We start from the raw sequence: 15,774 nt of genomic DNA on the forward strand, positions 1-15,774 counted from the left end.
ATGGCGATGGGTCGTCCCCGCGCCTTCGACGCCGACAAGGCGTTGGACGAAGCGATGGAAGTCTTCTGGCGACACGGATATGAGGGCGCCACGATTGCGCAACTCACTGATGTGATGGGCATAAATCCGCCCAGCCTGTATGCGGCATTCGGCAGCAAGGAAGGCCTGTTGCGGGCCGCGCTGGACCGCTACACCGCCAAGCGTGCGGCCTTTCTAACGGAAATTTTACGAGCCCCGACCGCCCGCGCGGTGGCCGAAAAGCTGCTGATGGGGATCGCCGACGTGCAGACAGACCCCACACATCCGCCGGGCTGCCTCCTGGTCCAGGGGGGGCTCGCCTGCGGAACCGGCTCGGAGAATGTGCCGTTCGAGCTGGCCTCGCGCCGCGCCGAGACCGAGGATCGGTTGCGGGAGCGGTTTGAGCAAGCCAAGGCTGAAGGCGATCTGACCGCCACCGCCGATCCGGCGGCGCTGGCGCGTTATCTGTCGGCGGTGACCGTGGGCATGGGCGTGATGGCCTCCTCCGGCGCCGGGCGCGACGAACTGCGCGAGATCGCCAGCCTGTCGCTAAAGGCCTTCGATCAGCGCACCGCGGCTGGCCGCATGCCCGCAACGGAATCAGGCGCTTAAGTTCGTTATTGCGAGGAGCGCTTGCGACGAAGCAATCCAGGGCCACACGCGCAGCCCCAGAATTGCTTCGCTGTTCGGCGGGCGCAGCGCGCCGTCCTCGGGTCGCGGCGGCAATAATTTTAATGCTGTATTTCGGCCAGGCTCTGAGGACGACGATCGGTCGCGGGGCGTGCCTCACCGCGTCAGCAGATCGGCGACGGCGTGCCGGACGATCGCATTGTGCTCCACTTTGCCGATCGAGATTCTGACCCAGTTCGGCAACGCCGGATACCCCCGACCGATTGCGATGCCCTTGCCGGCCAGCGCTGCCGCCACCTCGTGATGCGGACGCTTCGCGTCGAAGAACACGAAATTGCCCTGCGAGTCGGTGAAGCGAACATCGTGCTGCCGAAACAGCGCGTGCCAGGCCTCGCGCTCGGCCGCCACCGCGGCGCGCACGGAAGCGATGTAAGTCGCGTCGCGCAGGCTCGCATTCGCCGCCGCCACGCTCAGCCGGTTGAGGTCGAAGAACGCCCCGACGCCAAGCTGGTTCAGCGCGGCCGCGAGATCGGCCGGCGCCAGCGCGTAACCGAAGCACAGGCCGGCGAGCCCGTGCAGCTTCGCAAAGGTCCTGAATACCACCACCCGGGCGCCGTCGCGGACCAGACCCGCGGCGGTGAGTTGGTCGAAATCCGGCAAGAAATCGAGATAGGCTTCGTCGACGATCACCAGCGTCCGCTCGGACAGCCGTCGCACGAAGTCGATAAACTCCGTCGCAGGCGCGACGATGCCGGTCGGATTATGCGGGTTGACCAGATACACCGCCCGCGTCCTATCGTTCACCCGGCGAGCAATCGCGGCAAAGTCGTTCTCCAGCCGGTCGGTCAGCGGGATGCCGACGACGCGGCCGCCCACGGGGACGACGGCATCGACCAGCGCGGTGTAGCCCGGCTCGCAAGAGATGAACTCCCCTCCCGGCCCGCCTTGCGCCGACACATACAAACCAAGCACGTTGAGACACTCGCCGAGCACGATCTGCCCGGTCGGCAGATTCTCCCGCGCGGCGATGGTCGCCATCAGCTCGGCGCGCGCGTCAACCGGATAGGAACTCAGATCGGTGAGCGCGACCTTGACCGCCTGCAACGCCAGCGGCGATGGCCCGAGCGGATTTTCGTTCAAGGACAGACGGATTGGCGCGGGCTGCGGCGGGACGGTCATGGCGTGTCAGTCTCACTCACCAGGCGCTCATCGCGTTCGGACAATCCACTTCGTAGCGGCGAGAAGCTGTCGCGACGAAGCTGGCAGCGGGCGATCGTCCCGCACTTATGTTTTACCCTTCCACGGCACCGCCCTACGTTCGATTCCGCGCATCACCAGTTCGAAGGCATAGGCCACCGCGCCGATCGCCAGGATGCCCAAGATGACGACGTCGGTGCGCAGAAAATTCGACGCGTTGAACACCATCTTGCCGAGCCCGGCATCGGCGGCGACCATTTCGGCGGCGACCAGCGTGGTCCAGCCCACCCCCATGCCGATCCGCAAGCCGACCAGGATCTCCGGCAGCGCGCTCGGGATGATGACGTGCCGGATCAGCTGCAGCGTCGAGGCGCCCATCGAGCGCGCCGCATGGATCTGCTCCTGCCCGGCGGAGCGCACGCCGGCGCGGGCGGCCAGCGCCACCGGCGCAAAGATCGCGAGAAACAACAGCAGGATCTTGGACAATTCGCCGATCCCGAACCACACGATCATCAGCGGCAGATAGGCCAAGGGCGGCAGCGGCCGATAGAATTCGAGCGGCGGATCGAACAGGCCGCGGGCGATCCGCGATACCCCCATGGCGATGCCGATCGGAATGCCGATCAGCGCCGCCAGCGCGAACGCCAGGAATACGCGCGACATGCTGCAGAGAAAATGCACGCCGAGCGTATGGCCGTCGAGTTCGCCGGCCGAAGCCTGCTGCAACGCGGTCCAGATCGTTTCCGGCTTCGGCAGAAACAACGGCTTGATCAGCCCGAGATGCGTGGCGCCCCACCACAGCGCCAGCAGCGCGGCGATGCTGAGCGCGTTCAGCGCCAGGCTCGATCCTTCGCCGAGCTGGCGATAGCGGCTGGTCTTCTGCCGCAACGGTGATACGACCGCGGCGTCAGGCTCCGGCTCTGCCGCGGTCATCGTCATCAGGCCACGGCGAGCGTGTCACGCTGCCGGATCGCGGCCAGCACGAATTCGCGCATCGCGATGAAATCCGGATCCGACTTCACCTTGCGGGCGTCGCGGCAGGCGATGAAGCGGAGGCCGAAATCGAGCGCGATGCTGCGTTCGATCTTTCCCGGGCGCGGCGTCATGATCACCAGGCGGGTGGCGAGAAACAACGCCTCCTCGACCGAGTGGGTGATGAAGAACATCATCTTTCCGGTGCGGTGCCAGACGTCCAGGATCAATTCCTGCAGCTGTTCGCGGGTCAAGGCGTCGAGCGCGCCGAGCGGCTCGTCCATCAGCAGCACCTGCGGGTCGCAGGCCAGCGCGCGGGCGATGCCGACGCGCTGCTGCATGCCGCCGGACAGTTCATAGACCATCTTGGTTTCGAGATCGGCCAGCCCGACCAGCCTGAGTTGCTCGCGCGCCAGCGCGTAACGCGCCGGCCTGGCGACGCCGCGCATCCGCAGCCCGAAGGCGACGTTGTCGATCACGTTGAGCCACGGCATCAGCGCGTGCTTCTGGAACACCACGCCGCGATCGGACGACGGCCCCGCGATCGGCCGGCCGTGCAGCCGCACGCTGCCGCCGGTCGGCGGCAGGAACCCGGCGATCACCGACAGCAGCGTGGTTTTACCGCAGCCGGAGGCGCCGATCGCCACCACGAATTCGCCCGCCGCGATCGACAGGCTGACATGGTCGAGCGCCGCGACGCTGCCGTCTTGCGTGGCATAACGCACCGACACGTCGTCGACCATCAAAGCCGCCGCGGCCGCCGCAGCCGTCATCGCGCCGCCGCCGCGGCGTATTCGGCGTTGACGAAATTCGAGAAGTCGGCCGGCACCTCGACGATGCGGCCCTGCGCCTTCAGGAACTGCGCGGTGTTGGCCAATGCCTTGGCCACGCCGCCGTCCTTGCCGCCGCCGAGCCAGGCCGACGAGGCCTGCGCCGCCGCTGCCGGGAAGGCGTAGCTGTCGAGCGTCGCCGGCACGTCTTCGGCTTTCGCGCCGACCACGCGGGCGATGGTCTTGACCTCGCTGGACTCCGCGGTGTAGCGCGCCTTGTCCTGCCGATAGGCATCGTCCGCCGCCGCCAATTGCTTGACCAGCGCGGTGACGAACGGCTTGTTGTCAGCGGCCCAAGCCTTGTTGACGATCACCGCGTCGAAGGTCGGCGCGCCGAGCTTGGCGACGTCGGCCGACGACAGGATCACCTTGCCGCCATCGGCCTTGACCCGGCTCAGCACCGGATCCCACACGAAGGTGCCGTCGATGTCGCCGCGCTCCCAGGCCGCGGCAATCTCCTGCGGCCGCAGATTAATGATCTGCACCTCGCCCGGCTTGATGCCGGCCTTGCTGAGCGCGTAGATCAACTGATAATGCGCCGTCGAAGCCAGCGGCGTGGCGATCTTCTTGCCCTTGAGGCCGGCGAGGTCGGCGATCCCGGAATTCCGCGTCACCACCAGTTGCTCGGCATTGTTGATGTCGTCGAGCACCCAGACCACCTCGATGTCGAGGCCCTGCGCGATCGCCGCGGTCGCGGGGCTCGATCCGACCTCGCCGATCGGCACGTCGCCCGATGCCATCGCCTTGATCACGTCGCCGCCGCCGCCGAAAATCTTCCAGTTGATCTTGTAGCCGGTCGACCGCTCTACCGCGCCGGCGGCCTGCGCGACGAGGAACGGCACGATCATGTCCTGGTGCGCGATGGTGACTTCGCGGGTCTGCGCGTGGAGTTGCGTGCCCCACAAGCCGAATGCCAGCGACAGCAAAAGCCACGCCTTGGATTTCATCTTTTGTCTCCTGTCCTTCGTTCGCTCGCCGACCCGTTTCGAACGCCGGCAGCCGACTCCATGGCCCGCGTCAATCCCACAAGGCGCGCGCGCTCGGCAGGCTGACCTCGGCGAGTTTCACCGCGTCGACGTCCTGATCGATCACCACATACTGCCCCTGCCAATAGGCCAGCGCCGCGCCGCGCGGCCCGGCGCGAACATCGAGCACCCGGCCGATCAGCACGGCGTGGGAATGTCGTTCGACGATGTGCTCGATCTCGCAATCGATCGCCGCCAGCGCGCCGACCAACAGCGGCACGCCGGAGACCCGCGTGGTCCATTCCGCGCCGGAGAACCGCGCCTCGCCCTGGACGCCGCCCTTGCCGGCAAAGCGCTCGGCAAGCTCGAGCTGATCCGCCGACAGAATGTTGACGCCGAAGAAGCCGTGGCGCTTCAACAGCGGCCATGACGACGCCTGCCGGTTGATGCTGACGATCAGCGATGGCGGCTCGATCGACAGCGAGGCCACCGAGGTCACGGTCATGCCGGCCCGCTCGGCGCCCTGCCCGGTGGTGACGATGCTGACGCCGCCGGCGAGATGGCGCATCGCGCCGCGAAACTCCGCAGACGTCGCCGCGACCCTGACATCGCGGACCGTGGCATTCATGCTACGCCTCACAAATCTGTGGTGCCGTCGGCACCTTCGAGCAGATCCCGCAAAATCGAGCCTTCCAGCGCGGCGAGTTCGGCGGAGCCGCGGTCCCGAGGCCGCGCGATGTCGACGCTGATGTCGTGCGCGATCCGGCCGTCCTCGATCACCAGCACCCGGTCGGCGAGCGCGACCGCTTCCGCGACGTCATGGGTCACCAGGATCGCGGTGAAGCCCTGGTCGCGCCACACCCGCTCCAACAGGCGCTGCATCGAGATCCGGGTCAGCGCATCGAGCGCGCCGAGCGGCTCGTCGAACGCCAGCACCCGCGGATCGCCGACCAGCGCGCGCGCCAGCGCGACGCGCTGTTTCTGCCCACCGGACAACACCGCCGGCCATTGCTGGCGCTTATCCTCGAGGCCGACATCGTTCAATGCGGTTTCGGCGCGCGCCCTGGCATCCGGCTGGCCGCGGTCGCGGCCGAGCCCGACTTCGACGTTGGACAGCACCCGCGCCCATGGCAGCAGCCGCGGCTCCTGAAACATGATGCGGATGTCCTGCGTCCGCGCGGTTTCGCCGAAGGCGATGCTGCCGGTGGTGGCCTGATCGAGCCCGGCGATCAGCCGCAGCAGCGTGCTCTTGCCGCAACCGCTGCGCCCGACGATGGCGACAAACTGTCCGGCGGCGATCGTCAGATCGATGCCGCGCAGCACCTGATTGTCGCCGAAGGACTTGGTGAGGCCGCGGATCGTCAGCGGCAGTCCGCGCCCGTCCGGCTCGCCGACGCTGCGCAACACCGGCGTAGCGCGTTCGGCGACGGCGGCCGGCGTCACCGCCGGGGTATCCGAAACCAGGCGAAGCGATTGCTGCATGGCGGCCTCAATGTTGCTGGAACGCGGGATGCCAGGACAGCGTCAGCCGCTCCAGCAGTCTCGCCGTGCTATCGGCGACCTTGCCGAGCAAGGCGTAGATCAGGATGCTCAGCACCACGACGTCGAGCAGCATGAATTCGCGCGCCTGCATCGCCATGTAGCCCAGCCCGGACGACGCCGCGATGGTCTCGGCGACGATCAGCGTCAGCCACATGATGCCGAGCGCAAAGCGCACGCCGACGAAGATCGACGGCAGCGCGCTCGGGAAGATCACCCGGCGAAACAACTCGCCGTTGCTCATGCCGTAGATCCGGCCCATCTCTATCAGTTGCGGATCGACGGTGCGGATGCCGTGCAGGGTGTTGAGGTAGATCGGAAAGAACACGCCGAGCGCCACCAGGAACAGCTTGGCGGATTCGTCGATGCCGAACCACAGGATCACCAGCGGAATCAGCGCCAGATGCGGAATGTTGCGCACCATCTGCAGCGTGGTGTCGGTGAGCTTGCTGGACAGCTGCGACAGCCCGTTGGCGAGCCCGAAGGCAAAGCCGATGCCGCCGCCGATCGCAAAGCCGACCGAGGCGCGCCAGAAGCTGACCCAGATGTTGTTGGCGAGATCGCCGGACAACAGCAGCTTCCAGCCCGCCAGCGCGACGTCGCTCGGCGCCGGCAGCACCCGGGTCGGCACCAGGCCGGTGACGCAGGCAAGCTGCCAGGCGATCAGGATCAGCAATGGCACGATCCATTGCGTCAGGCCGTCGGCGCGCGGCCAACGCAGCGTGCGAAACCGCGGCAGGGTGTCGGTCAGGCTCATGATCGCGCCGCCTTGAGCTGCGGCAGCCGCTCATTGGCGATGGTTTCGCCGAACGGCCCGGTGTTGGCGCGCAGCGTCGCCGCGCCGGTCGGATGCGCCAGCGACAGCAGCGGGAACACCAGCTCGGCGAAGCGATAGGCTTCCTCGAGATGCGGATAGCCCGACAGGATGAAGCTATCGATGCCGATCTCCTGATATTCCTTGATCCGCTCCGCCACGGTCTGCGGATCGCCGACCAGCGCGGTGCCGGCGCCACCGCGCACCAGCCCCACCCCGGCCCACAGATTCGGACTGATCTCGAGCTTGTCGCGACGTCCGCCATGCAGCTCCGACATCCGCTTCTGGCCGACCGAATCCATCCGCGCGAAGATCTTTTGCGCGGCGGCGATGGTGTCGTCGGTGAGGTATTGGATCAATTCCTCGGCGGCCTTCCAGGCGGCCTCGCTGGTCTCGCGCACGATCACATGCAGCCGGATGCCAAACGAGATGGCGCGGCCGCGCTTGGCGGCGGCGCGCTTGACCCGCTCCACCTTGTCGCGCACCTGATCCGGCGGCTCGCCCCAGGTCAGATACTTGTCGACGGTGTCGACCGCGACGTCGATGCCGGCGTCCGAGGAGCCGCCGAAATACAATGGCGGGCGCGGCCGCTGCAGCGGCGGAAACAGCAATCGGCCGTCCTCGATGCGGATGTGCTTGCCGCTGACGTTGACCGTGTTGCCGGCGAGCAGGCCGCTGTAGACGTCGAGAAACTCCCGCGTCACCTCGTAGCGCTCGTTGTGCGGCAGGAACACGCCATCACCGGCGTTTTCCACCGGGTCGCCGCCGGTGACGACGTTGATCAGCAGCCGGCCGTTGGAGACGCGGTCCAGCGTCGCGGTCATCCGCGCCGCGACGCTCGGCGATTGCAGCCCCGGCCGCACCGCCACCAGATAACGCAGCCGCTCGGTCCACGGCGCCAGCGCCGAGGCGGTGATCCAGGAATCCTCGCAGCTCCGCCCGGTCGGCAACAGCACGCCGAAATAGCCGAGCTGGTCGGCGGCCTGCGCGATCTGCCGCAGATAGTTGAAATTGACCTCGCGGCCGCCTTTACTCGTGCCGAGATAGTGCCCGTCGCCGTGGGTCGGCAGGAACCAAAGAACGTTGGCGTTCGGTTGATTGGCGCTCATCGATCGGTTCTCCGTGTCATCGGACGTCTTGGGTTTCGTTGCTGGCGACGCGTTGTTGGCGACGAGGGGATTTTGCAGGTCGACGGGTAGCGGTGCGGCATCAGGTCTGCGCCAGTTTCCACACCGCGTCGCGGACCACGATCGGCTTCGGAATGAGGCCGAGCTGGAAGTAACGATCGGCAACGCCCTGCTGCGTCGCCACTATGTCCGCGGTGATCGGACCGACGGCGAAGGAATTGCGATTGGCCGCGACGGTCTGCACATCGAGCGGAATGCCGGTGACCTCGCTGAACGCCTTCGCCACCTCGTCGCGATGCTGCTCGGCCCAGATCGCGGTCGCTGCGGTGACATCGATGATCTGCTGCAGCACCGCGCCGTGCGTCGTCGCGAAGTCGCGATTGGCGATGTAGAACGCGTTCATCTTGGTGATCTCATGGGCGTGCACCAGGATGCGCCCATTCTGTTTGGTTTCGCCGATCGCGAAATACGGGTCCCAGATCGACCAGGCGTCGATGCTGCCGTTGGCGAAGGCCGGCCCGGCGTCCGGCGGCGTCAGATACACCGGCGTGATGTCGGCGTAACTCAGACCGACTTTCTCCAGCGCCTGCACCACGACGCTGTGGGCGCTCGAGCCCTTGGTGAAACCGACGCGCTTACCCTTCAGGTCTTCGAGCTTGCGGATCGGGGAATTCTGCGGCACCAAAATGCCCTGCCCGGTGGTGATCGGCTGGCCCGCGGCGTAGACGATCGCGGCCCCTGCGGCCTGCGCGAAGATCGGCGGCGAATCGCCGACCGAGCCATAGTCGACGCTGCCGACATTGATCGCTTCCATCATCGGCGGGCCGGAGGAAAACTCCACCCATTTGACGGTGATGCCCTGCGGCGCAAAATGCTTCTCAAGCACGGCCTGCCGCCGCGCGATCAGCAGAACGCCGTTTTTCTGATAGCCGATGCGGATCTCGGTGAGCGGCGCGGCCGTTTGCGCCTGCGACGGCTGCGCCAGCGCGGCGAACGCTGCAGCGCCTGCCGATAGTTTCAGGAATTTCCTGCGCTGCATCTATGGCTCTCCGCGCCGCCGCAACTCATTCGACGAAGGGATGATGGTGTCACCTGCGACGGGTGTCGAGGCTTCGGCCAAAATAGCAATGGCCCCGCTGCGGATCAGCGCCGCAGCGATGGGTTTATTGCCGGAACCCGCGCTGCGACGCTTTGACTGTTTCATCTGGCGCCGGCGAAACCAGCCGGCGATCACGCTGCCGCAGCCGCTACGACCCCGGCGTCCAGGTCCAGACGATCTCCCTGACGTTGACCGGCTTCGGGACCAGTCCAAGCTTGTAGAACCGATCGGCAACGGTCTGCTGGGTCGCGACCACCTTGTCGGTGACCGGCGTGACCAGAAACAGCGTGCGATCCACCGCGCGGGTCAGCGCCTCGGTCTCCAGCCCCGTTGATTCATGCAGCGCCTTGACGATCTCGGGGTGATGATCGGTGGCCCACACCGATTCATCGGCGAAGATCTGGTTGAGCTTCGCGACGACGTCGGGATGCTTGCCGGTGAAGTCGCGATTAGCAAGGAAGAACGCATTGGCGTCATGGACGTCCTTGGCCGAGACGATCACCCGGACCTTGCCCTTTTCGACCAGCGCCAGATAGGGATCCCAGATCGTCCAGGCATCGAGATTGCCGCCGGCGAAGGCCACCGCGGCATCGGCCGGCGCCAGATATACCGGCGTGATATCCGAATAGGACAGCCCGGCTTTCTCCAGCGCCGCGACCGTGGTGTTGTGCGAGCTCGAGGCCTTGGCGAAGCCGACCCGCTTGCCCTTCAGATCCGCCACCGTCTTGATCGGCGAATTCTCCGGCACCACGATCGCCTCGTTTCTGCCGGCCGACGGCAACGCCGCGACGTAAAGCAGATTGGCGCGCGCGGCCTGGGCGAAGATCGGCGGCGCATCGCCGGTGTAGCCGTAGTCGATATTGCCGGTGTTCAGCGCCTCGAGCAGCGGCGGGCCGAATGCGAACTCCACCCACTTCACCTCGATGCCGCGCGATTTCAGCGCGTCCTCGACGGTGTGGCGCTGCTTGGTGGCCGGGAAGATGCCGGCGCGCTGGAATCCGATCCGGACTTCCTTCAACTCATCCGTGGCCGCAGCCGCCGGACCCACGAATGCCGCGGCCAACAATGCGACGGCGATCGCGGAGATCACGGTCCTTCGGGTCTGCGCCATCATCGTCTTGCTCCATCTGTCGGGCGCGATGCCGGATCGCGGGAGCAGCGACGCTAGCGTTGTTTGCCGGGAATGTTGTTTCAAAGATGAATCGAAGCGCGCAAGCATTGACGTTTCGATCACCGGCCCGGAGGTGAGTTTATCTCCCGCCCGGCGACGCTCAGTCTCGTCAAACGGCGCTCTTTGCGGAGCTCGCCGCCGGCCAACCGGCGCATAGCAAGGATCGGTCGGCGATCGGCCGCAAAGCAGCGTTGTGTTTCACGGATCGCGGCAACAACGAACGGCGGTTCTATTGACGGACATTCCGCGCATCCGCAGGGTCGGCTCTTCACAGCCCCGAAATCGAGAACAGTCTCATGATCAAATTCATCTCACAGCTTGGCCTGATCGCCACCGTCGCCACCGCGGCGCTGCCGGCCGCGGCGCAAAGCCCGGCCGCGCCCGATCAGGTCCGCATCGGCTATCAGAAGTCGTCGACGCTGGCCGCGATCCTCAAGAGCAACGGCGAACTGGACAAGGCGCTGGCGCCGCTCGGCGTCAAGCTGTCGTGGCACGAATTCACCAGCGGGCTACCGCTGCTGGAGGCGATCAACACCGGCAATGTCGATTTCGGCGCCGACGTCGCGGACACCGTGCCGCTGTTCGCGCAGGCCGCCGGCGCCAAGCTCGCTTATATCGCCGAGGAATCCGCCTCGCCGGCAGCGCAGGCGATCCTGGTCCCCGCGGACTCGCCAATCAAGGCCGTCGCCGATCTGAAGGGCAAGAAGGTCGCGGTGACCAAGGGCGCCGGCAGCCATTTCCTGCTGCTCGCCGCTCTGGCTAAGGCCGGGCTGAGCTTCAAGGACATTTCGCCGGCCTACCTCACGCCGGCCGATGGCCGCGCCGCCTTCATCGGCGGCAATGTCGACGCCTGGGTGGCGTGGGATCCATTCCTCACCAGCGCTGCGCATCAGTCCAGAGCGCGCGTGCTCGCCGACGGCAGCAACGGGCTTGCGAGCTACAAGCGCTACTATCTGTCGTCGGCGGCGTTCGCCGAACGGCGCGCCGACGTCTTGAACGTGATCTATCGCAAGCTCGAGGAGACCGGCCGCTGGGTCAAGGCGCAGCCGCAGGACGCCGCCTCCCTGCTGGCCGGATTGTGGAGCATCGACGCCGCCACGGTCGAAGAGGCCAACGGCCACCGCTCCTACAAGGTCGGCGCGGTCACCACACCGGGGCTGTCCGAACAGCAGCGGATCGCCGACGCCTTCTTCGCCGAAGGTCTGCTGCCCGTGAAGGTCAACGCTGCCGATGCCAAGATATGGACGCCGAAGCCGGAGTGATCAAGTCTCCTCATCCTGAGAGTCTGACCGAAAAAGCAGCGAGTAAAATCAGGCGTTTTTGTCATTGCGAGCCGAGGACGGCGCGCAGCGCCGGCTTCGATGCGAAGCAATCCAGGGGCTTTTTGCGGAACCCTGGATTGCTTCGTCGCAAGAGCTCCTCGCAATGACGCGTCTAATGCCTGATTTCATTGATCGCTTTTTGAGTCAGACTCTGAGGAGCCCGGCGCAGCTCGAAGAGCGAAGCTGGGCGTCTCGAAGGATGAGGCCTCATGGTTCGAGACGCGCGCCGAAGTCGGCGCGCTGCTCACAATGAGGGTGCGCTCACGCAGCGCCCGGCTGCGGCCGCATGTCGGCGCGGTCGATGCCGGCGATCACCACCGGCTTCTTCATGGCATCGCGGCGGAACGGCTCGCCGAGTTCCTGGTTCAGCACCACCTCGATGAAGGTGGTGACGCCGTCCTGCTGCGCCGCGCAGGATTCGGCCAGCGCCGCGGTCAACTCCGCCGGGCTGCGCACGGTGACACCCTGCAGCCCGCAGGCCACCGCGACGCGGGCATAGCTGAGATGCGGGTCGAGCTCGGTACCGACAAAATTGTCGTCGTACCACAGCGTCGAGTTGCGTTTCTCGGCGCCCCATTGATAGTTGCGGAAGATCACCATGGTGATGCCGGGCCATTCTTCGCGGCCGATCGAACTCATTTCATTCATCGAAATGCCGAACGCGCCGTCGCCGGAGAAGCCGACCACCGGCAGATCGGGTCGGCCGATCTTGGCGCCGATGATCGCCGGAAAGCCGTAGCCGCACGGCCCGAACAGCCCAGGCGACAGATAGCGCCGGCCGGAATCGAAGCTCGGATAGGCGTTGCCGATCGCGCAATTGTTGCCGATGTCCGAGGAGATGATCGACTCGCGCGGCAGACCGGCCTGGATCGCCCGCCACGCCTGCCGCGGCGACATCCGCTCCGGATCGCGCACCCGGGCGCGCGCGTTCCACGTCGTCCCGTCGTCGTCGTCCTCGTGGTCCATGCTGGAGAGCTGCTGCAGCCAGGCCGACCTGGTCGTGTGGATCAGCGCCTTGCGTTGTTCGCGGCCGGCGTCGCCGGCTTTCGGCGCGAGCTGCGCAAGAATCTGCCGCGCCACCCGACCGGCATCGCCGCAGATCGCCACCGCGAGCGGCTTGGTGAGACCGATGCGATCAGGATTGATGTCGACCTGGATCACCTTGGCCGTGGTCGGCCAATAGTCGATGCCGTAGCCCGGCAGCGTCGAGAACGGATTGAGCCTGGTGCCCAGCGCCAGCACCACGTCGGCCTTGGCGATCAATTCCATCGCCGCCTTCGAGCCGTTGTAGCCGAGCGGCCCGGCGGCGAGGCGGTGCGAGCCGGGAAACGAGTCATTGTGCTGATAGCCGTTGCACACCGGCGCATCGAGGCGCTCGGCCAGCGCCACGCAATCGGCAATCGCATTGCCGATCACCACGCCGGCGCCGGACAGGATCACCGGGAACGCCGCCTCCGACAACAGCTTCGCGGCCTGCGCGATTGCGTCCACGCCGCCGGCCGGCGGTTCGAGTTCGATGATCGAGGGCAGCGTGATGTCGATCACCTGGGTCCAGAAATCGCGCGGCATGTTGATCTGCGCCGGCGCCGACAGCCGCTTTGCCTTGGTGATCACCCGGTTCAGTACCTCGGCGACGCGGGCCGGATCGCGCACCTCCTCCTGGTAACAAACGGTGTCGCGGAACATCGCCATCTGCTCGACCTCCTGGAAGCCGCCCTGTCCGATGGTGCGATTGGCGGCCTGCGGCGTCACCAGCAGCATCGGAGTGTGATTCCAATAGGCGGTCTTCACCGCGGTGACGAAGTTGGTGACGCCGGGGCCGTTCTGCGCGATCGCCATCGCGACCTTGCCGGTGGCGCGGGTGTAGCCGTCGCAGATCAGCCCGCCATTGGCCTCGTGCGCGACGTCCCAGAAGGTGATCCCGGCTTTCGGAAACAAATCCGAGATCGGCATGAAAGCCGAGCCGATGATGCCGAACGCATGTTCGATGCCATGCAGCTGCAATACTTTGATGAACGCTTCTTCGGTGGTCATACGCATGGGCTTGGTCCAATTGAAATGTCGATGTGAGATCAGGCGACGCCGGCCGGCGCAAGCGCGGCGGCGAGCGCCGACGCGAGCTCATTGGGCGTCGCGGTGACGCGCACGCCGGCTGCTTGCAGCGCAGCACGCTTGCTCGCATAGCCGCCGCGGCCGCCGCTGACGATGGCGCCGGCATGGCCCATCGTCTTGCCCGGTGGCGCGGCGCAGCCGGCGATGAACGCCACCACCGGCTTGCTCATGCCCCGCGCATAGTCGGCGGCGTCTTCTTCCATGTGGCCGCCGATCTCGCCGATCAGCGCCACCGCGCGGGTGCGCGGGTCGCGATCGAGCGCGGTCAACGCATCCAGCGTCGTGGTGCCGATCAACGGATCGCCGCCGATGCCGATGAAGGCGGATTGGCCGAGGCCTGCGCGGGTCAGGTTGAGGCAGATCAGCGTGCCGAGGCTGCCGCTGCGCGAGATCACGCCGATCGCGCCCGGCCGAAACACCTCGGCGTTGTCGCCGGGCATGATGCCGACAAAGCCTTCGCCGGGCGTGACGAGGCCGGCGGTGTTCGGGCCGATGATCCGGCTCTGCGACACGCGGGCGCGAGCGTGGATGTCGACCACGTCGCGGGTCGGGATATGTTCGGTCAGCACCACGATGCTGCGAATGCCGGCGTCGATGGCGTCGATCACCGCGTCGCGCGCCTGCAACGGCGGAACGAACAGCACCGAGACGTCGATCGCGCCGTCCCACACAGCCTCCACCGCGGAGCGATAGATCGGCACGCCGAGCGTGCTGGCGCCGGCGCGCTTCGGATTGACGCCGGCGACGATGTTGGTGCCGCAGGCCTGCATCTTCTGGGTCCAGAAGCTGCCCTGCTTGCCGGTGATGCCCTGCACCAGCACGGTCTGTCCACGCCGATAGATCATCGCGCGGCCTCGATCGCGGCCAGCACCGCGTCTTCCATCAGGTCATAGGGCTCGATGCCAAGCCGCTCGCGCACCAGCTTCACCGCCTCTTCGGCGCCGGTGCCGTGAATCGAAAAGAACGCCGGCACGCTCGGCCGCAACGCTTCCCAGGAGCGGATCACGCCGGCGGCCATCACCTCGGTGCGGGCGAAGGCGCCGCAGAAATTCACCACCAGGCTTTTGACGCCGGGATTCGCCAGCACCAGGTCGAGCGCCACCTCGGCCTTGGTGTAGGCGTCGCCGCCGATCTCGAGGAAATTCGCCGGCCGGCCGCCGAAATACGCGATCACATCCATCGTCGTCATGGTCAAGCCGGCGCCGTTGGCGAGAATCCCGACATTGCCGTCGAGCTGGATGAATTTCAGCCCGTGCTCGGTGCCGCGCCGCTCCAGCGCGGTGAGCCTCGGCGGTGCCGCGGCCGCGACCAGCGCCGGCTGGCGCAATGCAGCGGCATCATCGAGCACGAATTTGCAATCCAGCGCCACCACGCGGCCGTCGCGTAGCAGCGCCAAGGGATTGATCTCCAGCAGTTCGGCATCGTGGTCGCGATAGAGCTGATAGAGCCGGGCGAGCGCGTCGGCGACCGCCGCCTCGGCCGCGCCGAGGCCGAGCCCGCGCAGCAACTCCGCGGCGTCGGCGGCGGTGAAGCCGCGGGTGACGTCGACCGCGGCGCGACGGAGCGCGGCGGGCTTCTCTGCCGCAAGCTCCTCGATCTCGATGCCGCCGTCGCTCGCAAACAGCACCAGCGGGCTGCGGCTGGCGACGTCGGTCACAACCGCGGCGTAGAACTCGCGGTCGATCTCGGCCTGCGCTTCGACTAGGACGCGTTCCACGGCGTAGCCGCCGATGGTCTTGCCGAGAATTTCTCGCGCGACGATCTCCGCCTGCTGCGGCGTCTCGGCGATCGCGATGCCGCCGGCTTTGCCGCGCTGGCCCGCCGGCACCTGCGCCTTCACCACGACGCGGCCAATGCCGCGCGCCGCGTCGGCCGCCTGCTCCGGCGTCGTACAAACCACGCCTTGTGGGGTCGCAATTCCGGCGCGGCCAAGTAACAAGGTCTTGCCGACATGTTCTTCGAAATTCATCGCGCGGCC

The 15,774-nt window shown here is 66.7% G+C and carries 15 protein-coding genes; 2 read left to right on the plus strand and 13 right to left on the minus strand.

Features of this window, described 5'->3' with window-relative positions; genetic code table 11:
* Window positions 1-630, plus strand: coding sequence for a TetR/AcrR family transcriptional regulator (locus VGC77_RS02675; RefSeq protein WP_331170014.1), 630 nt, complete (start codon window positions 1-3; stop codon window positions 628-630).
* Between the two features lie 174 nt (window positions 631-804).
* Here VGC77_RS02675 and VGC77_RS02680 read toward each other — a convergent pair whose 3' ends face one another.
* The 10 genes from VGC77_RS02680 to VGC77_RS02725 form a co-directional block, all read right to left on the minus strand.
* On the minus strand, window positions 805-1,827 hold the full coding sequence (locus tag VGC77_RS02680) for a histidinol-phosphate transaminase (RefSeq protein WP_331170015.1): 1,023 nt from the start codon (window positions 1,825-1,827) through the stop codon (window positions 805-807).
* A gap of 105 nt (window positions 1,828-1,932) precedes the next feature.
* Window positions 1,933-2,784 (minus strand): ABC transporter permease subunit, encoded by an 852-nt coding sequence (locus VGC77_RS02685; protein WP_414709598.1) that lies wholly within the window; start codon window positions 2,782-2,784, stop codon window positions 1,933-1,935.
* A complete protein-coding gene (locus VGC77_RS02690) occupies window positions 2,784-3,590 on the minus strand; it encodes a taurine ABC transporter ATP-binding protein (RefSeq protein ID WP_414709599.1) in 807 nt (268 codons plus the stop codon). The genes VGC77_RS02685 and VGC77_RS02690 overlap by 1 nt, the downstream gene beginning before the upstream one ends.
* Entirely contained in the window at window positions 3,587-4,594 is a 1,008-nt protein-coding gene (gene tauA / locus VGC77_RS02695; RefSeq protein WP_331170016.1) for a taurine ABC transporter substrate-binding protein, read from the minus strand. The genes VGC77_RS02690 and tauA overlap by 4 nt, the downstream gene beginning before the upstream one ends.
* Window positions 4,595-4,664: 70 nt before the next feature.
* Complete coding sequence (locus VGC77_RS02700; RefSeq protein ID WP_331170017.1) at window positions 4,665-5,240, minus strand: flavin reductase family protein; 576 nt, start codon at window positions 5,238-5,240, stop codon at window positions 4,665-4,667.
* Window positions 5,241-5,248: 8 nt separating this feature from the next.
* Complete coding sequence (locus VGC77_RS02705) at window positions 5,249-6,094, minus strand: ATP-binding cassette domain-containing protein (protein ID WP_331170018.1); 846 nt, start codon at window positions 6,092-6,094, stop codon at window positions 5,249-5,251.
* Window positions 6,095-6,101: 7 nt separating this feature from the next.
* Window positions 6,102-6,908: an ABC transporter permease subunit gene (locus VGC77_RS02710; RefSeq protein WP_331170019.1), complete on the minus strand. Its 807-nt coding sequence runs from the start codon at window positions 6,906-6,908 to the stop codon at window positions 6,102-6,104.
* Window positions 6,905-8,074 carry an FMNH2-dependent alkanesulfonate monooxygenase gene (ssuD, locus tag VGC77_RS02715; RefSeq protein ID WP_331170020.1) on the minus strand — a complete coding sequence of 390 codons (1,170 nt, stop codon included), beginning with the start codon at window positions 8,072-8,074 and terminating at the stop codon, window positions 6,905-6,907. Before ssuD ends, VGC77_RS02710 begins: the two co-directional genes overlap by 4 nt.
* Before the next feature lie 100 nt (window positions 8,075-8,174).
* The gene (locus VGC77_RS02720; protein ID WP_331170021.1) at window positions 8,175-9,131 is read right to left on the minus strand and encodes an aliphatic sulfonate ABC transporter substrate-binding protein; all 957 of its coding nucleotides are present in this window, start codon (window positions 9,129-9,131) and stop codon (window positions 8,175-8,177) included.
* 208 nt (window positions 9,132-9,339) lie between these two features.
* A complete protein-coding gene (locus tag VGC77_RS02725; protein ID WP_331170077.1) occupies window positions 9,340-10,302 on the minus strand; it encodes an aliphatic sulfonate ABC transporter substrate-binding protein in 963 nt (320 codons plus the stop codon).
* A gap of 356 nt (window positions 10,303-10,658) precedes the next feature.
* Between VGC77_RS02725 and VGC77_RS02730 the strand changes: the two genes are divergently transcribed.
* On the plus strand, window positions 10,659-11,624 hold the full coding sequence (locus VGC77_RS02730; protein ID WP_331170022.1) for an aliphatic sulfonate ABC transporter substrate-binding protein: 966 nt from the start codon (window positions 10,659-10,661) through the stop codon (window positions 11,622-11,624).
* 321 nt (window positions 11,625-11,945) lie between these two features.
* Here VGC77_RS02730 and xsc read toward each other — a convergent pair whose 3' ends face one another.
* From xsc to VGC77_RS02745, 3 genes are read right to left on the minus strand one after another with little or no spacing between them, the layout of a single operon-like run.
* Window positions 11,946-13,724: a sulfoacetaldehyde acetyltransferase gene (xsc, locus tag VGC77_RS02735; protein ID WP_331170023.1), complete on the minus strand. Its 1,779-nt coding sequence runs from the start codon at window positions 13,722-13,724 to the stop codon at window positions 11,946-11,948.
* 32 nt (window positions 13,725-13,756) lie between these two features.
* Window positions 13,757-14,641, minus strand: coding sequence for a succinate--CoA ligase subunit alpha (sucD, locus tag VGC77_RS02740; RefSeq protein WP_331170024.1), 885 nt, complete (start codon window positions 14,639-14,641; stop codon window positions 13,757-13,759).
* On the minus strand, window positions 14,638-15,765 hold the full coding sequence (locus VGC77_RS02745) for a succinate--CoA ligase subunit beta (RefSeq protein ID WP_331170025.1): 1,128 nt from the start codon (window positions 15,763-15,765) through the stop codon (window positions 14,638-14,640). The genes sucD and VGC77_RS02745 overlap by 4 nt, the downstream gene beginning before the upstream one ends.
* Between the last annotated feature and the right edge of the window lie 9 nt (window positions 15,766-15,774).

The sequence above is a fragment of the Rhodopseudomonas sp. genome (genome assembly GCF_036404135.1).
Classification (GTDB): Bacteria; Pseudomonadota; Alphaproteobacteria; order Rhizobiales; family Xanthobacteraceae; genus Rhodopseudomonas_A.